The organism is Shewanella hanedai (assembly GCF_007197645.1).
Classification (GTDB): Bacteria; Pseudomonadota; Gammaproteobacteria; order Enterobacterales; family Shewanellaceae; genus Shewanella; species Shewanella hanedai.
The window spans coordinates 105,652-120,914 of sequence record NZ_VKGK01000016.1; the positions used below are offsets into that span (position 1 = coordinate 105,652).

A 15,263-nucleotide genomic window follows, 5' to 3' on the forward strand; every position below is an offset into this window, starting at 1 on the left:
GAGAGAGAAATGGAATTTATAGATAATATTTTAGCCCAGGAAAACACTGCTTTTATGGTGTTATTAGCCATTGGAGTGCTCATCATCTGGTTTCTTCCGGCAATGCTGGCACTCATCTTCAACCGTAAGCATTTCAAGTTAATTCTACTGGCTTGTATTCCTGCAGGGCTGTCATTCATTGCTTGGGGCGGCGTGATGGTGTGGGCGACCACAGGAAAGGTTGTCGATAAGTACGCTAAGAAAGCTAAAACAGAAAGCTAAAACAGAAAGCTAAAACAGAAAATTAATAAGGAGTTTATGATGGATAAAGAGATCATTATTATGATTATTATGCTGGCACTAATCATCAGCACAGCAATTAGCGAAGGCCTTAAACACTACTTCAGAATGAAGAAGGTCACGAAGGCTGATATCAAACTCGATGAATTGGAACTGCTACGTAAGCAGAACCGCCATCTCGAAGCCAGGGTACAAACACTCGAGAAGATAGTGACAGATAGCAGTTACGATCTAAAACAGCAGATAAATGCCCTTTAAATTGACAAAGGTGTTCAGAGCTAACAGCAAGCTTGGGTATTAAACTTCTGCCGATAAGCGCGGGGAGAGAGGCTAGTCAGTTGGATGAACAACTTACGAAATGAGCTCACATCTTCATAGCCTACTCGCCCAACTATCTGCTCAAGGCCTAATTCAGTCGTTTCAAGTAGGCGTTTAGCCTCATCAACCCGCAAACGCTGCATGTAACTGGCCGGCGTTTCATTTACCGCTCTCTTAAAGCGCCTAATCAAGGTCCGTTTACCCACGGCAAACTTATCGGCAATATCATCGAGCAGAAAGCTCTGCTGTAGATGCTGCTGCATCCAGTCTTGAATTTTCGTCACAAGCTCATCCCTATGATTATGACCATCAACGGCTAAAGCCATGGTCATATAAGGTTGTTGCGAGCTTCGATTGGGGTCAATCAAAAGTATTTTAGCCATCTGATTGGCTAACTGCTCACCAGCAAGCAAACTAATAATGTGCAACGCCAAGCTCAAGTTTGATGTTGTCGCCCCAGCGGTATGCAGATGACCATCAGAAACTACCAACCTATCCAAGCTCAAGCTTACCTTCGGAAAATTACGTTCAAACATCTCACTCAACCACCATACCGTGGTCGCCTGCCTTCCATCTAACAAGCCTGATGCCGCCAACATCAAAGTACCAGAGCAGTATGCTGCTAGCGGTTTTTTGCTTGTGCTAAACAGCTTCAGCGGGATAAAAAGTGGTTTAAAATCTTCAAGGTAGTGTTGAAACTCCTCTCTATTGGTCACAAATGCAGACGCTAAGATAACCGCATCAGCCTCTAAGATACCTTCCGGTTTATCTAACCCTATTGCGGGCACTTTTATGCCTTGATTGGTATTAACCGGTTGACCATCGGGTGAAATAACATGGCAGTGAAATAGATCTTCATTGGCATCTGGGTTGATACGTCGCCAGTAGATATTACAGAAGCTAAACACATCCAAGAAACTAATAATGCCACCAGCAACAACATTGCCCGCTGCTAAGATATAGATCTTCTTCATTTTCAACCTCGCTAATCCAGACTAACCAAACAATGTCACTTATCACCCATATTCTGTCAATAATGACACTTCTAGCCTGTTTGTCTTGTTTATATACTAAATACAAGTTGAAGCGATAAGCTTTCTAGTCGGAGGATGTATGAGAAAATCAAAGAACTATCTATTAAGTTTTGGCTATTTAACCTTAAGTTGGGCACTACTTTTCTGGTTAAACTTCAACACTGAACCCAATGTATTCGCTCATTTAGTCGCGATACCAAGTCTGTTAATGTTCACGGGATTTAGTGCCTATCATTTAGCACGAAAGAATAATCACTGTTGTTAACTAAGTTCTTCATATCAGATGATTGGGAAATAAACTTAACTGTTCGACGATATCAAAACGGTACCGCCGAACAGGGGTTAAGCAGACATTAATAACTAGATTTTAAACTGTCCAACTAACTCATCTAACCGGCTGGCCATTTCAGCGAGTCGTTCACTCTCACTTGATGTGGTTTTAGCACTCGTCGCAGTTTGTTCAGCAGCATTATGAATATTCACGATATTAGTATTTATCTCTTCTGATACAGAACTTTGCTCCTCGGCAGCGGTGGCTATTTGAGTATTCATATCGGTAATTTTACTGATTGAGGAAGTCATGAGCTTCAGCATATCGCCGGCAGACTTAGCATGTTGCACACTGTCATTGGCATATACGCGACTTTCAGACATCACTTTAACGGCCGTTTCTGCCCCCAACTGCAGCTTTTCAATCATAGATTGAATCTCTTGCGTCGATTCTTGAGTACGGCTTGCTAGCGTTCTGACCTCATCGGCAACCACGGCAAACCCACGTCCTTGTTCACCCGCTCTTGCCGCTTCAATGGCAGCATTGAGGGCTAATAAGTTCGTTTGCTCTGCAATGCTTTTTATCACATCTAAGATAGAGCCAATTTGCTTACTGTCCGTTTCTAGATTCTGGATCACGCCACCAGCTCTTTCAATTTCAGTAGCTAATCCAACAATGGTCTCAATAGTGCGATTAACGACTATCATCCCCTCTTTAGACTGCACATCGGTGTGATCGGCAGCTTCAGCAGCGTCATTGGCATTTCGAGCCACTTCAATGACTGTTTCGGTCATCTCATTCATCGCGGTAGCAACCATATCCAGCTCATGTTGCTGCTGCTCTACAAAGCCAGAAGCTTCAGAGGTGATTCTAGCCATATCATTAGATGATGTAGCGAGCTCTTTTGAGGTTTCAGAAACATTTCTCATGCTGGATTGAAACTTATCTAGCATGAGATTAAATGATTGAGAAAGCTGACCAAACTCGTCTTTTGACACGATGTTAATTCGGCCAGTTAAATCTGAATCTTGTTGGATGCCTTCAATCGATACTCGTAATGTATTTACACCAAACAGAATATCTCTTGTCACCCAGAAAAGAATCAAGCCACCGAATAAAAATGACCCTAAAGTGAGTCCGATTAACTGAAACCTCATCTCAGACATTGCATCAAACATCGCTTGCTCTACTGACACCATATAGTCAGATTCAGCTTTCTCTAATCGTTTAAAACTCACTCTCGCTTTATTCGCAACAGGCGAAGCCCCTTCCCGATAGGATAACCAAGCACTGTTAAGTACTTGAGGCGTTCGCTCGACAGACTCAAGTTGCTTAACACGTCGATACCCATCTTCTAAAAATGCTTTAGTGGTGTTCCGAGAGTTTGCCGTCAATGCCATAAGCTCATTTCTAGTCCCTGCATCAGTAATTTGATTGAGTGCAGATTCTAGGTTGTCAAAATGCTCATAGATATCACTTATCCTCTTCTTCATTAGCCCGAGATCTTTTTCAAAACTGCCACCCAGCATGATGCTTCGTGTCAGTCTGGAAACATAATTCATATCACGACTTATGGATAACATGTACTTCTGGCTGCTTACACCAGCATGATCATATTCATCAAATTTTTGTTCGACATAGTCAGTATTGATAATGACATCAACCAGGATAGCGATCCCAGCAATACCAAAAACAAACATGACCGTAATTAGCTTTTTTTTGATGCTCCATAAAGATAACAAACCCATCTCTTACTCCTCGTTAATCTTTCAATGAAATACCGAGTCATAATAAATCAGGGATTGATAATAAAATACTGTTAAATAACAATAACTTTCAACAACAGAATATAATACCGCGCTTTTATTGCTTCCCACATACAGGAACTGCAAAAAGAGTTTATGAACACATTAACCATTTGATAATGATGTGAATATTGGTATAAGAGGCTCTTCCCTATCAAAATGATACGAAATAGCAGAGGATAAGGGATACAAAAGGGATGATAAAGCGTGTATTCGAACACGCTTTACTGACTAACGGTTAGTGGTTACTTAGCTTTCGGGCGAAAAGGCTTAATCACTGACTCGTCACATTCTAGAAATGGGCCATCCATAAGATCGATACAGTATGGGATAGCTGGGAACACAGCGTCTAAGCATTCACGAATCGACTTTGGCTTACCCGGTAAGTTAACAATCAAAGAATCGCCACGTAAACCGGCTGTTTGGCGTGAAAGAATAGCGGTAGGCACAAACTTCAAAGATTCTGTACGCATTAGCTCGCCAAATCCAGGCATCATACGATCGCACACAGCTTCAGTTGCTTCAGGCGTTACGTCACGCTTCGCAGGACCCGTGCCTCCCGTAGTCACGATAAGACTACAGTTTTGCTCATCGGCCATCTTAATCAATGTCGCTTCAATCACATCTTGCTCATCAGGGATCACCTCATAAACAGGCTCCCACTCAGAGGTGAGGTATTCGTTCAATACATCGATTATCGCTTTACCAGAAAGATCTTCATAAATACCAGCACTGGCTCTATCACTCACTGTCACGATACCGATTTTAGCTTTAGTCATCTTAAATCCTACTCAAATGTAATTTATGGGCCCTTAAAAAGACTCAATTAGTTGTATCTAAACTAACATGATTGTTCGTTATTATATCTGGCTTATCATTAAAAATGAGAGCTGTTTCACCCACTAAGATAGTTGATACTACAAACGTCTCGATTGCCAATACTTCTGTTTCCAATAACTATTATCCAAACTAGAGATCATCACACCTTGGCTCGTCGAAGCATGTAAGAAACGATGTTCACTCAGATAAACCCCCACATGCCGCGTAGACCACCCGGTTTTAAAGAACACTAGATCACCAGTTCTCAAGTTACGTTTTGTCACCGACTTTCCCAAGTTACTCTGATCTTCTGTCGTCCTAGGTAACTGCTTCCCAAAAATATCCCTATAGGCCAGATAGACGAACGCGGAACAATCTACGCCTTGCTTGCTCATGCCACCATAACGATAGGGCACACCTTCCCACTCATGATGGAAAGCCATTAACTGTTTTTCTAACGTGAGTTGTCTAACCTCGACATTCCTCTTCTCGCCTGCGGGACGAGGCGGAGAACTAGAGCAAGCAGTCACCAGTAATATCAGCAGTAAACTTAAGAGTGGTTTTAGCAAAAATATCCATCCAAGATAGAAAAGGCTTAGTAGTGAGAATACTACACAAAGATTACCTGCTGTAACTTATGCAAATCTCATACATCAATAATTTTAACCGTTTACTTAGCACCAAAATAAACAATAACTTATTATTACCATAGATTGGTTATCATTAGATAACAGTTAAACCGCCAGCCCTGCGGCAACACCTGAACTCCATGCCCACTGGAAGTTAAATCCACCTAGCCAACCGCTGACATCCATTACTTCACCAATAAAGTACAAACCTGAGACGTTTTTTGCTTCCATGGTTTTTGATGATAATTCGTCAGTATCAACGCCACCTAAGGTCACTTCTGCAGTTCGATAACCTTCTGTGCCATTCATCAAAATCTCCCAAGACTCAAGCTCGACCGCTAATTGTTCAAGCTCGCTATGAACCAGCTGATTCATCGCCTTGTTAAGCAGGTTTTCATCAAAAAGCGCTTCAACTAAACGTTTAGGTAGCCAATGGCTGAGAGTATTGCGTAGGCTTTGCTTCGGGTGATTAGCTAACTCCAACTCGATAGCGGCACGGGCATCTACACCTGGCAGTAAGTTAATGCTGATTGTTTCACCTGGCTGCCAGAAGTTTGAAATCTGTAAGATTGCAGGCCCTGACAAGCCACGATGAGTAAAAAGCAACGCCTCACTGAACTGAGTACCATCTTTGGCGGTAATGGTACTAGGAACTGCAATACCTGAAAGAGGTTCAAATTTCAGCTTTTGTTCTGCATGCCAAGTAAAAGGAACCAGCCCAGCATAAGTTGGCAATATCTTGAGACCAAATTGCTTAGCAAGGTTATAGCCAAAGGGGCTGGCACCGAGTTTAGGCATTGAAAGTCCACCGGTGGCTATCACTAGAGAATCACAGGTCAAACTGTCTTTATCCGTCGTCAGTTCAAATAGACCAGAGTCTAGCTTGACGATTTTACTGATCTCGGTTCTCAGCTGAACCTTTGCACCCGCCCACTCACACTCGGTCATCAGCATAGTCACAATCTCTTTGGCAGAGTCGTTACAAAATAGCTGGCCATGGTCACGCTCGTGGTATTCGATACCGTGACGCTCCACTAATTCGATAAAATCACTCGAACGGTAACGGGCTAAAGCTGATTTTACAAAGTGGCTATTACCACAGAGAAAATTATTCGGCTCAACCTTCTGATTGGTAAAGTTACAACGGCCACCACCGCTGATCAGTATCTTACGACCTGCTTGCTTAGCATTGTCGAGAACAAGTACATCACGGCCACGATAACCCGCGCTAGCTGCACACATAAGCCCAGCAGCACCTGCACCGATAATAATTACGTCATGATGTTTCACTACTCACTCCAAACACAGCTAAGAAACCTGATCTTCACTAAGAAAACCAAGCATAAAAAAAGGATGCTATTTTAGCATCCTTATTTCAGACCTTACACACAAAACACTAGTCAGCCAATGTTTCTGACTTCTGTTCTCTACCAAGCAGCGCTATTGCAGCTTCATGTGGGGTTCCGCCTTGATACAGAACCTTATAGACCTGTTCAGTGATTGGCATTTCGACACCGAGTCGATTAGCTAATGCGTAAACTTCCTTGGTATTTCGATAACCTTCTACCACTTGACCAATTTCAACTTGCGCTTCTTCAACGCCTTGGCCTTTGCCTAACGCTAAACCAAAACGACGATTACGAGATTGATTATCGGTACAGGTCAGTACGAGATCGCCAAGACCAGCCATCCCCATAAAGGTCGACGCTTTAGCGCCCATGGCTTCACCTAAACGCGTTAACTCAACTAAACCTCGAGTGATTAACGCTGTACGGGCATTAGCACCAAATCCAATACCGTCAGACATACCTGCGCTAATCGCGATAACATTCTTAACCGCACCACCAAGTTGTAAACCAATAAAGTCATCATTTTCATAAACACGAAGACGTTTTGGACTATGGAGCAACTCAACAAGATCTTTAATGAACGTTACGTCGGTACCCGCAATAGAGATGGCTGTAGGTAATCCAGCAGCTAACTCCTTAGCGAATGTCGGTCCAGATAATACGGCCAGTGGATATTTGTCACCGACGATATCCCGAGCAACCTCTTGCAGTAAACGCCCAGTCTCAGGCTCAAGGCCTTTGGTCGCCCAAATAATACGAGCATCGTCACGTAGTAACGGCTTAGCTTGTTCAAGTACAGTGCCAAAGACATGACTAGGAACAACCACTAAAACATTGTTAGAGGCAGCAAGGGCTGTCGCTAAGTCGGCTTCAGGAATAAGTAAGTCAGGGAGAGCAATACCAGGTAAAAACGCTTCGTTAGCGCGATCGCGTTTGAGGTTGGCTATATGTTCAGGGTTATGACCCCAAAGCAAGGTTCGGTGGCCGTTGCTGGCTAAAGAAATAGCAAGGGCGGTGCCATAAGACCCCGCCCCTAATACCGTAATATCGGCTGTGTTTTTCATGTTAACTACTCACTTGTAGGCTAATTCACCCGATACTGTTTATCGAATGAAGTAGCCTCTATCTGAGCAGCGACATCAACATGCTGAACAGATACTTTTAACTCGCGATTAAGCGCTTGCTTCTTCAGTCTTTTCAGTTTCAGCAGCTTCTGCACCAGCTTGACGCTGATTAACATACTGAGCGAATAGAGCGTCAAAGTTTACTGGAGCAAGGTTAAGCTGTGGGAACGTACCACGACCAACTAGGCTACCAACTGCTTCACGAGCATATGGGAATAGAATGTTAGGGCAGTATGCACCTAGAGAGTGAGCAAGTTGCTGCTCAGTCAAACCGTTAATCGCAAAGATACCAGCTTGCTGAACTTCACATAGGAATGCAGTTTCTTCGCCATTTTTAGCTGTAACAGTAAGAGATAAAACAACTTCGAATACATTGTCAGCTAGCTTAGCGCTACGAGTATCAAGATCTAACTTAACTTCAGGCTTCCACTCTTTCTGGAATACAGCTGGGCTGTTTGGTGTTTCGAAAGAGATATCCTTAGTGTAAATACGTTGAATATTGAATTGTGGATCTTGTTGTTCGTTATTAACTACTTCAGCCATGATTTCCTACCTATTCAAGTTATTGGTTTCTAAATTGAAACCTATTCTTTAAGGGCTTTTGTTACTTGAGGTTTGTCACCCCAATCACCATCCCGGTTTTTTAGTTATTTCATTCTAAAGGTATAAAAGTGGTGTATTCACAATACTTTTATACCTTGAGTGATTTTTTTAAGAGATGACACTCTAATCAAAAACACCTTTGAAAAGCAATTATTACCTTTGTATCTACTTCTTACTCTTAGATACAGGCAGATTATTTGACTGCCAGTCACCCATGCCGCCTTTGAGATTATTAACAGATTCAAAACCTGCTTTAACCATCAATTGCGCTGCTTGAGATGAAACCATACCAGCATTGCATACCATTATAATGGGACTGGCTTTAAACTTTTCAAGGGCAGAAATTTGATTATTTTTAATTTCCGAAAGAGGAACGTTGATCGCATCGATGATATGACCCTTCTTAAACTCCGCTTTTTCCCTTACATCTATCACTTTCGCATCTTGTTTGTTGATCAACAAAGTTGCCTGTTGATGATCAACCGTGGTCACTTTTGAGATGCTTGACTTGAACACGCTAACGACAAGACCAATGAATAGACCTATCCAGGCTAGGCTAAGCATTGGGTTAGCTTTCAAAAATTCAATATATTCTTGCATGGTAAACTGCCTACTTCTAAGGGGCTGAAATTACAATAAGGGCACAGAGTATACCATCGCAGTGCTAGATTGCAGCAAGTTGTTCCCCTCAATAATCTCTCTGTAAATAGACACTAATTCAAGCAAAGCTAATTTCGATAAGCCCAATCTAGGTAAATACCTTTTTCCACCTTGTGTTACGTAGTAATATTTAACCAATTCAAATTTAAATTATCCACTTTATCAAACTTAAAGGTACTAGTATGACGACACGCAAACGCCCTTTGGCATTGCTGATCCTCGATGGCTGGGGTTACCGTGAAGATACGCAGAAGAATGCGGTATATCACGCGAACACTCCAGTCTTAGATCGACTCAACGCCCAATACCCAAATAGCCTAATTTCAGGTTCAGGCCTCGATGTCGGTTTGCCCGATGGACAGATGGGTAACTCTGAAGTTGGCCATATCAATATCGGCTCAGGCCGTATTGTTTATCAAGAACTCACTCGTATTGGCAAGGCGATTGATGACGGTGAATTTGACACCAATCCAGCACTTATTGAAGCCATAGACAAAGCCATTGCTAACAATGGTGCTGTCCATATTATGGGACTAGTTTCAGCCGGTGGAGTTCATAGCCACGAGAGCCATATTGAAGCCATGTGCAGCTTAGCGGTTAAGCGTGGAGCGAAGCAAGTTTACCTGCATGCCTTCCTCGATGGACGTGATACACCGCCTCGTAGCGCAAAATCCAGTTTGGCTCATTTTGATGATCTTTTTACTACATTAGGCACTGGTCGCGTCGCATCAATCATTGGCCGTTACTATGCAATGGATCGAGACAATCGCTGGGATCGTGTTTCACAGGCCTATGACTTAATCACTCAAGGTAAGTCTCTACATCAATACACAAATGCAGTTGATGCACTTGAAGCAGCCTATGCTCGTGATGAAAACGATGAGTTTGTTGGCAGCTCAGCCATTGTTGATGCTCAAGGCAATGCCGCTAAGCTAAACGATAATGACTCGCTGATTTTCATGAACTTCCGTGCAGATAGAGCACGTCAAATCACCCGTAGTTTCGTTGAACCTGACTTCAATGGCTTCGAGCGTGAAGTCACCCCTAAAGCGCATTTTGTTATGTTGACCCAGTACGCAGCAGATATCCCTGCAGCCATCGCTTACCCAGCAACTGAACTGACTAACACCTTAGGCGAAGTACTAGAAAAGAATGACATGACGCAGCTACGCATCTCAGAAACTGAGAAGTATGCCCACGTCACCTTCTTCTTCAATGGTGGTAAAGAGCTGCCGTTCGAAGGTGAAGACAGGATTCTTATCCAGTCGCCAAAAGTGGCCACTTACGACTTACAGCCAGAAATGAGTTCAGAAGAGTTAACTGATAAATTAGTCGAAGCGATTGAATCAACTGACTATGATGTGATTATCTGTAACTATCCGAATGGTGATATGGTAGGGCATACTGGCAGTTTTGAAGCCGCAGTAAAGGCTTGTGAAGCAGTAGATACATGTCTAGGGCGTGTTGTTGAGGCGTTGGCAAAAGTGGATGGTGAGTGTTTAATCACTGCAGACCACGGTAATGCTGAACAGATGACCGATGAAGCAACAGGTCAAGCTCATACAGCTCACACAAGTGAGTTAGTTCCGTTGATCTATGTTGGACGCAAAGGCAGTATCCAAGAAGGCGGTCGATTAAGCGATCTTGCCCCAACCATGTTAACCTTGATGGGACAAGACGTGCCATCTGAGATGACGGGCCGCTCAATAATTACACTCGACGAGTAAATAATAATTGGCAAACCTTAGCTTTTTTTCTAAAGCCAGCATTTTTGCTGGCTTTATCATGCTTTCAATGCAACTGCAGGCGTCAGATCTGGAGCAGCGTCAATCCGATCTGAAACAACTTCAATCGCAAATTAATAAACAACAGTCAGATCTGCAAAACACCAATAAGCAGAGAGAGAAATTAGTTAATCTGCTGAAAAAAGATGAAAAAGCGATCGCTTCAGCAGCCAAAAAGGTGAATGAAACACAAACATCATTAGCCGAAACCGATAAGCAACTCAGCAAGCTACATAAGCGACAGCAAGAATTAAGTAAGCTCAAAGAGAGACAACAAGAATCACTTGCCAATCAATTGGCGAGTGCTTATTTAGCGGGCAATCACGATTACAGTAAAATGCTATTAAATCAGCAGAGTCCAGCAACGATAGAGCGCCTACTCACCTACTATCAATACTTGAATAATGCACGCATGGCCTCCATCAACTCACTTCAAGAAACAATGAAGGAGCTTGATGACATTACTCAAGAGCAGAGTAACCAAAAAGATCGCCTGAATAAGTTAGTGTTAGATCAGCAGCAACAAGCTAAACAACTGACCCTTGAGCAGGGACAACGCCAAAATACTCTAGCGCTACTGCAAAAGACCTTAAACAATAGCGGAGCGAGACTGGAACAACTCCAGATTGAGCAAGCCAGCTTAAAGCGAGTGGTCGAACAAGCGATTGCCGCGATGAAACACAGCCCCAAGATGGATGGGCTATCGAGTAAGAACAAGTTATCCTGGCCCACTAAAGGTCGTATCAGATCAGGCTTTGGTAGCCAACGTTCGGGACAGGTCAAGTGGAAAGGCGTTACAGTAGCGGCACCAGAGGGGCAAGTCATAACCGCCATTGCACCGGGAAAGATTATCTATGCAGACTGGTTACGCGGCTTTGGTATGGTGTTAGTGGTAGATCATGGAAAAGGCTATATGAGTTTATATGGGCATGCTCAAACTCTGCTTAAAAATGCTGGAGACCTTGTCAGCAAAGGAGAATCCGTGGCTTTAGTCGGACGCTCAGGTGGACAGACCGAGGCTGGCCTATACTTTGAAGTAAGGCATAAAGGGCAAGCTGTCGATCCGGCGAGGTATTGTAAGCGCTAAGGATGACAGGAGCCCATACACATAGGGGCTCCTGCCATGTCACAACTCATCCGCTATCTTTCGTTCACTCTGTTAGGCCTTGCACTTGGCCTTTCAGTTACTCTCTCAAGTCAGGAAAATACGCAGCAATTTAATTCACGCCTCAATTACCCACTTCTGCTCGATATCATCGACACGGTTGAAACTTACTATGTCACCGAGTTCACCCAAGATGAGTTAATAGCTGCAGCCATAGACGGTATTTTTGCCAAGCTAGACCCATACTCTAACTTTCTCGATCAACAGGCATTCTTCGACATGAGAGATGCCAATAAAGGCGAGTATTTTGGTTTCGGAGTCGAGATAGCCACAGAAAATAATAAGATCACCATCATCACCCCTTTCGCCAATTCTCCAGCAGATCAAGCAGGCATCCTAGCGGGCGACCAAATACTCAAGTTCAATAACAAACTGGTCGATCCAAAAAACTTGAATCTATTACTGAAGGAGATAAAGCACCATAGTCAAAATAAGCTCTCCATAGCACTCACCTTGAGCCACGCAAATATGAACAGCGAGTTCGAAGTGACGCTGATCCCAAGTGTGATCTCCATTAAGTCGGTATCTGCCAAAATTCTCGATGATGAAATTGGCTATATTCGGTTATCCAGTTTTCAAGACGATTCAACCGAAGAGATGGTTAAACAACTGACTCAATGGAAACATCTAGAGCTGTCCGGCATTATTCTCGACTTGAGAAACAATCCAGGAGGACTGTTAGATCAAGCTATTAAAATTGCAGATATTTTTCTATCTAAAGGCAGAATAGTATCAACAGAGGGACGTTTCTTCGATGCAAATTCTGAATACTATGCCTCACCCAAAACGATGTTATCCAATGTCCCTATGACCATTTTGATCAATAAAGGCTCGGCATCTGCCTCTGAAGTACTTGCCGCAGCTTTACAGGAAAATAAAAGAGCAAAAATTATTGGAGAAACCAGTTTTGGTAAAGGAACTGTACAAAGTTTAATTCCCACACTCAAAGATGGGAACGCGATTAAACTAACCATCGCCAAATACACCACCCCAAATGGACGGGATATCAACAGCAGGGGAATAGAGCCAGATATAAAACTGGACTTAGATGCTGTTATAAATGATAAAAATATGCCTATAATCGACGAATTAGCGATCCAAGGCGAAAGTAAACAGGATAAAATTCTGAACTCTGCAATAACTTGGATTAAAACAAAACAATAAATACCTTTAAGGTATAAAAAGATAATAACTATTGTGCGCTTTATTTTATATTTTTTAGCGGTTTTTATAAGTAGTTTTACACAGGCAGCTCAAGTCGCGATCATCATTGACGATATCGGTTATCGTCAATCCGATGAAGCCGTATTGACTCTCCCGGAAAACATCACTCTTTCAGTCCTTCCACACACACCACTAGGGCATTCAGTCGCTAGCGCAGCCTATGAAAAAGGCCATGAGATTATGGTTCACCTTCCTATGCAGTCCTTAAATGGAAAAAAGCTAGGGCCTGGAGGATTAACTAACTCTATGGGTGAAGCTGAGTTAAAACAGAGTATTCAATCAGCTTTTCTCAGCGTACCTTTCGCCAAGGGAGCCAATAATCACATGGGGAGTTTGTTGACTCAATTAGAGGAGCCGATGATTTGGGTGATGGAAAGCCTAAAACAACATAACCTATACTTTGTCGACAGTAAGACTACTCGCTTTACCAAAGCTGGTAGTACTGCAGATCAATTAGGCATACCGCAACTTAAACGCGAACTGTTTCTGGACAATGATGTTTCAGCAGCCGCTTTAGAGCGACAATTTTCAACACTGCTCACCTTAGCCCATAACCAAGGTCAGATAGTCGCAATTGCTCATCCGTATCCGGAGACTATCCAATATTTAAAGCTTAACCTTCATAGGTTAGAGAAAGCGGGCATAAAACTCGTTAAAACCTCAGAGCTATTACCTTATCGATTAGCAAGCAAAGAGAACATGCCTGTGGAATCAGGTTTGAGGCTTTAACAACCGCTAAACTAATTTACACGGCTAGCTCTAGCACAGGAATATTAAGCTCAGGTAACAGAGCCAACAACTGCTGACGGTTACTGACAATATCTTCCAAACTATATTTATCTAAAACCGCCAAATAGGCAGAAACAGCCTCAGCTAACACGCCCTTCAACTGACAACTCGGTGTAAAACGACAATAGGGCTTACTGCAATCGATAGGGGCCAAAGAGTTTTCTAGTACTCGAACTAATTGGCCTACATTAATCTGACTAGCAGACATACCTAAACGAAAGCCACCACTCTTACCACGAATCGTTTTAAGGTAACCAAGCTTGCCAAGGTGATGCACAATCTTAGATACATGGTTCGGGGATAACTCAAACACCTCAGTGATCTCAGCAATGCGAAATAAGGTATTTCGTTCAGGCTGAAGTGCTAGATACATTAAGGTACGGATACCAAAATCTGTATAACGAGTTAACTGCATAATTCATCCACTCAATATGTTTAGCTAGTTTGAAGCTCTAGTGTTGAAATGAGATAAAGCGCTTCGGCATTGGTTTTTCCGCATACATCTAATGTCGCAGAAAAAGAGCTGCACACTTCAGGGCGATCCAGCATACCAAATATCTTACATAAATTATCTTCGGATAACTGCACACAGCGTTCACCAGCCAACTTACCCTGAGGCATACCGGGAATTGGGCTAGTTATTGATGGGGCAATACAACACGCACCACATCCAAGACGACAATCCATGAGGAACTCCATAAAAAGATTATACATATATCATCGTATAACGAGAAACCAGCTTAAGCACCGAATGAGAACCTAAACTAGCACTATAAAAATGTCGAGGGAGTGTACACCAAAACAGCACATGCAACCTTATTCTCGAACAACAATTGCCAACATAGTAGCCAAGGTATTCAAATAAATATACTAGAAGGGATTCAAGCACGGGAGGGCTCGGTCTTATATTTTCACATATTCCAGACACGAAAAAGCCCTAACATTGCTGTTATACCAATCAGTATAAGAAGTTGATCTACTCAGAGTGTTTCTTGGCAAACTAATTCAAGGCGAATGGATGACATAATGGTGTTCCCTTATGAGTTCATTCAACGCAGAAGTAGGCAGCCAAAAACACTCCTTGCAGGCGAGTTTTAACGGTTCTGATCCTGTGTTAACGAGCTTAACCGTAGAATAACTATGCTCTTCACTCGTTGCAAACCACATGGATGTGGCGAATGTCATTAATGCAGGAGCAATTAATGACCTTGCCTCAGGACCGCTAAACTCTCGCTGAGCGATCAAATCTTTATACTGATTGGTATTAGGGCTTATCGTCATATTTGTGAGTGAATATCGCGGAGCGATAAGCTCATGAACGCGAATCTGGGGCGGACTATCTCGTTTCAAAAAAGTCCGCGACGCCAAAACGAAAAAAGCCTCTGCATTTCTGCAGAGGCTTTTGTCTTT

The 15,263-nt window shown here is 42.8% G+C and carries 17 protein-coding genes; 7 read left to right on the top strand and 10 right to left on the bottom strand.

Annotated features, from left to right (window positions below; all coding sequences use genetic code 11):
- The first annotated feature begins 9 nt into the window (after positions 1–9).
- Positions 10–261 (top strand): superinfection immunity protein, encoded by a 252-nt coding sequence (locus tag FN961_RS14065; RefSeq protein ID WP_144040811.1) that lies wholly within the window; start codon positions 10–12, stop codon positions 259–261.
- A gap of 39 nt (positions 262–300) precedes the next feature.
- On the top strand, positions 301–537 hold the full coding sequence (locus FN961_RS14070; protein ID WP_144040832.1) for a phage shock protein B: 237 nt from the start codon (positions 301–303) through the stop codon (positions 535–537).
- A 20-nt stretch (positions 538–557) separates the two neighbouring features.
- Here FN961_RS14070 and FN961_RS14075 read toward each other — a convergent pair whose 3' ends face one another.
- Positions 558–1,571, bottom strand: a complete 1,014-nt coding sequence (locus FN961_RS14075; RefSeq protein ID WP_144040812.1) for a GlxA family transcriptional regulator — start codon at positions 1,569–1,571, stop codon at positions 558–560.
- A gap of 139 nt (positions 1,572–1,710) precedes the next feature.
- Here FN961_RS14075 and FN961_RS14080 point away from each other — a divergent pair, with 139 nt between their 5' ends.
- Positions 1,711–1,896, top strand: coding sequence for a hypothetical protein (locus tag FN961_RS14080; protein WP_144040813.1), 186 nt, complete (start codon positions 1,711–1,713; stop codon positions 1,894–1,896).
- Between the two features lie 95 nt (positions 1,897–1,991).
- Here FN961_RS14080 and FN961_RS14085 read toward each other — a convergent pair whose 3' ends face one another.
- From FN961_RS14085 to FN961_RS14115, 7 genes are all read right to left on the bottom strand, one after another.
- Positions 1,992–3,650, bottom strand: coding sequence for a methyl-accepting chemotaxis protein (locus FN961_RS14085; RefSeq protein WP_144040814.1), 1,659 nt, complete (start codon positions 3,648–3,650; stop codon positions 1,992–1,994).
- Between the two features lie 302 nt (positions 3,651–3,952).
- Positions 3,953–4,486 carry a molybdopterin adenylyltransferase gene (gene mog, locus FN961_RS14090; RefSeq protein WP_144040815.1) on the bottom strand — a complete coding sequence of 178 codons (534 nt, stop codon included), beginning with the start codon at positions 4,484–4,486 and terminating at the stop codon, positions 3,953–3,955.
- Between the two features lie 138 nt (positions 4,487–4,624).
- Positions 4,625–5,095, bottom strand: a complete 471-nt coding sequence (locus FN961_RS14095) for an NlpC/P60 family protein (protein WP_144040816.1) — start codon at positions 5,093–5,095, stop codon at positions 4,625–4,627.
- A gap of 165 nt (positions 5,096–5,260) precedes the next feature.
- Positions 5,261–6,445 carry a BaiN/RdsA family NAD(P)/FAD-dependent oxidoreductase gene (locus tag FN961_RS14100; protein ID WP_144040817.1) on the bottom strand — a complete coding sequence of 395 codons (1,185 nt, stop codon included), beginning with the start codon at positions 6,443–6,445 and terminating at the stop codon, positions 5,261–5,263.
- Between the two features lie 106 nt (positions 6,446–6,551).
- Positions 6,552–7,568 (bottom strand): NAD(P)H-dependent glycerol-3-phosphate dehydrogenase, encoded by a 1,017-nt coding sequence (gene gpsA / locus FN961_RS14105; RefSeq protein WP_144040818.1) that lies wholly within the window; start codon positions 7,566–7,568, stop codon positions 6,552–6,554.
- Between the two features lie 108 nt (positions 7,569–7,676).
- On the bottom strand, positions 7,677–8,171 hold the full coding sequence (gene secB / locus FN961_RS14110; RefSeq protein WP_144040819.1) for a protein-export chaperone SecB: 495 nt from the start codon (positions 8,169–8,171) through the stop codon (positions 7,677–7,679).
- 225 nt (positions 8,172–8,396) lie between these two features.
- Positions 8,397–8,831 carry a rhodanese-like domain-containing protein gene (locus tag FN961_RS14115; RefSeq protein ID WP_144040820.1) on the bottom strand — a complete coding sequence of 145 codons (435 nt, stop codon included), beginning with the start codon at positions 8,829–8,831 and terminating at the stop codon, positions 8,397–8,399.
- A gap of 242 nt (positions 8,832–9,073) precedes the next feature.
- On the opposite strand from FN961_RS14115, the gene gpmM reads away from it, so the two are divergent.
- The 4 genes from gpmM to FN961_RS14135 are packed head-to-tail and all read left to right on the top strand — an operon-like array spanning position 9,074 to position 13,793.
- Positions 9,074–10,618 (top strand): 2,3-bisphosphoglycerate-independent phosphoglycerate mutase, encoded by a 1,545-nt coding sequence (gene gpmM, locus FN961_RS14120; protein ID WP_144040821.1) that lies wholly within the window; start codon positions 9,074–9,076, stop codon positions 10,616–10,618.
- A 58-nt stretch (positions 10,619–10,676) separates the two neighbouring features.
- A complete protein-coding gene (locus FN961_RS14125) occupies positions 10,677–11,762 on the top strand; it encodes a murein hydrolase activator EnvC family protein (protein WP_144040822.1) in 1,086 nt (361 codons plus the stop codon).
- Between the two features lie 36 nt (positions 11,763–11,798).
- Positions 11,799–13,004: a S41 family peptidase gene (locus FN961_RS14130; protein WP_144040823.1), complete on the top strand. Its 1,206-nt coding sequence runs from the start codon at positions 11,799–11,801 to the stop codon at positions 13,002–13,004.
- Between the two features lie 33 nt (positions 13,005–13,037).
- Positions 13,038–13,793, top strand: coding sequence for a divergent polysaccharide deacetylase family protein (locus FN961_RS14135; protein WP_144040824.1), 756 nt, complete (start codon positions 13,038–13,040; stop codon positions 13,791–13,793).
- A gap of 16 nt (positions 13,794–13,809) precedes the next feature.
- Here FN961_RS14135 and FN961_RS14140 read toward each other — a convergent pair whose 3' ends face one another.
- Positions 13,810–14,268 carry an Rrf2 family transcriptional regulator gene (locus tag FN961_RS14140; protein WP_144040825.1) on the bottom strand — a complete coding sequence of 153 codons (459 nt, stop codon included), beginning with the start codon at positions 14,266–14,268 and terminating at the stop codon, positions 13,810–13,812.
- A gap of 20 nt (positions 14,269–14,288) precedes the next feature.
- A complete protein-coding gene (locus FN961_RS14145; protein WP_144040826.1) occupies positions 14,289–14,540 on the bottom strand; it encodes a YkgJ family cysteine cluster protein in 252 nt (83 codons plus the stop codon).
- Positions 14,541–15,263: the final 723 nt, after the last annotated feature.

Coding starts and splice junctions, on each gene's coding strand:
- FN961_RS14145 (WP_144040826.1), bottom strand. CDS start 14,540: ATGGATTGTCGTCTTGGATGTGGTGCGTGTTGTATTGCCCCATCAATA.
- FN961_RS14130 (WP_144040823.1), top strand. CDS start 11,799: ATGTCACAACTCATCCGCTATCTTTCGTTCACTCTGTTAGGCCTTGCA.
- gpmM (WP_144040821.1), top strand. CDS start 9,074: ATGACGACACGCAAACGCCCTTTGGCATTGCTGATCCTCGATGGCTGG.
- FN961_RS14080 (WP_144040813.1), top strand. CDS start 1,711: ATGAGAAAATCAAAGAACTATCTATTAAGTTTTGGCTATTTAACCTTA.
- mog (WP_144040815.1), bottom strand. CDS start 4,486: ATGACTAAAGCTAAAATCGGTATCGTGACAGTGAGTGATAGAGCCAGT.
- FN961_RS14125 (WP_144040822.1), top strand. CDS start 10,677: ATGCTTTCAATGCAACTGCAGGCGTCAGATCTGGAGCAGCGTCAATCC.
- FN961_RS14085 (WP_144040814.1), bottom strand. CDS start 3,650: ATGGGTTTGTTATCTTTATGGAGCATCAAAAAAAAGCTAATTACGGTC.
- gpsA (WP_144040818.1), bottom strand. CDS start 7,568: ATGAAAAACACAGCCGATATTACGGTATTAGGGGCGGGGTCTTATGGC.
- FN961_RS14070 (WP_144040832.1), top strand. CDS start 301: ATGGATAAAGAGATCATTATTATGATTATTATGCTGGCACTAATCATC.
- secB (WP_144040819.1), bottom strand. CDS start 8,171: ATGGCTGAAGTAGTTAATAACGAACAACAAGATCCACAATTCAATATT.
- FN961_RS14140 (WP_144040825.1), bottom strand. CDS start 14,268: ATGCAGTTAACTCGTTATACAGATTTTGGTATCCGTACCTTAATGTAT.
- FN961_RS14115 (WP_144040820.1), bottom strand. CDS start 8,831: ATGCAAGAATATATTGAATTTTTGAAAGCTAACCCAATGCTTAGCCTA.
- FN961_RS14075 (WP_144040812.1), bottom strand. CDS start 1,571: ATGAAGAAGATCTATATCTTAGCAGCGGGCAATGTTGTTGCTGGTGGC.
- FN961_RS14065 (WP_144040811.1), top strand. CDS start 10: ATGGAATTTATAGATAATATTTTAGCCCAGGAAAACACTGCTTTTATG.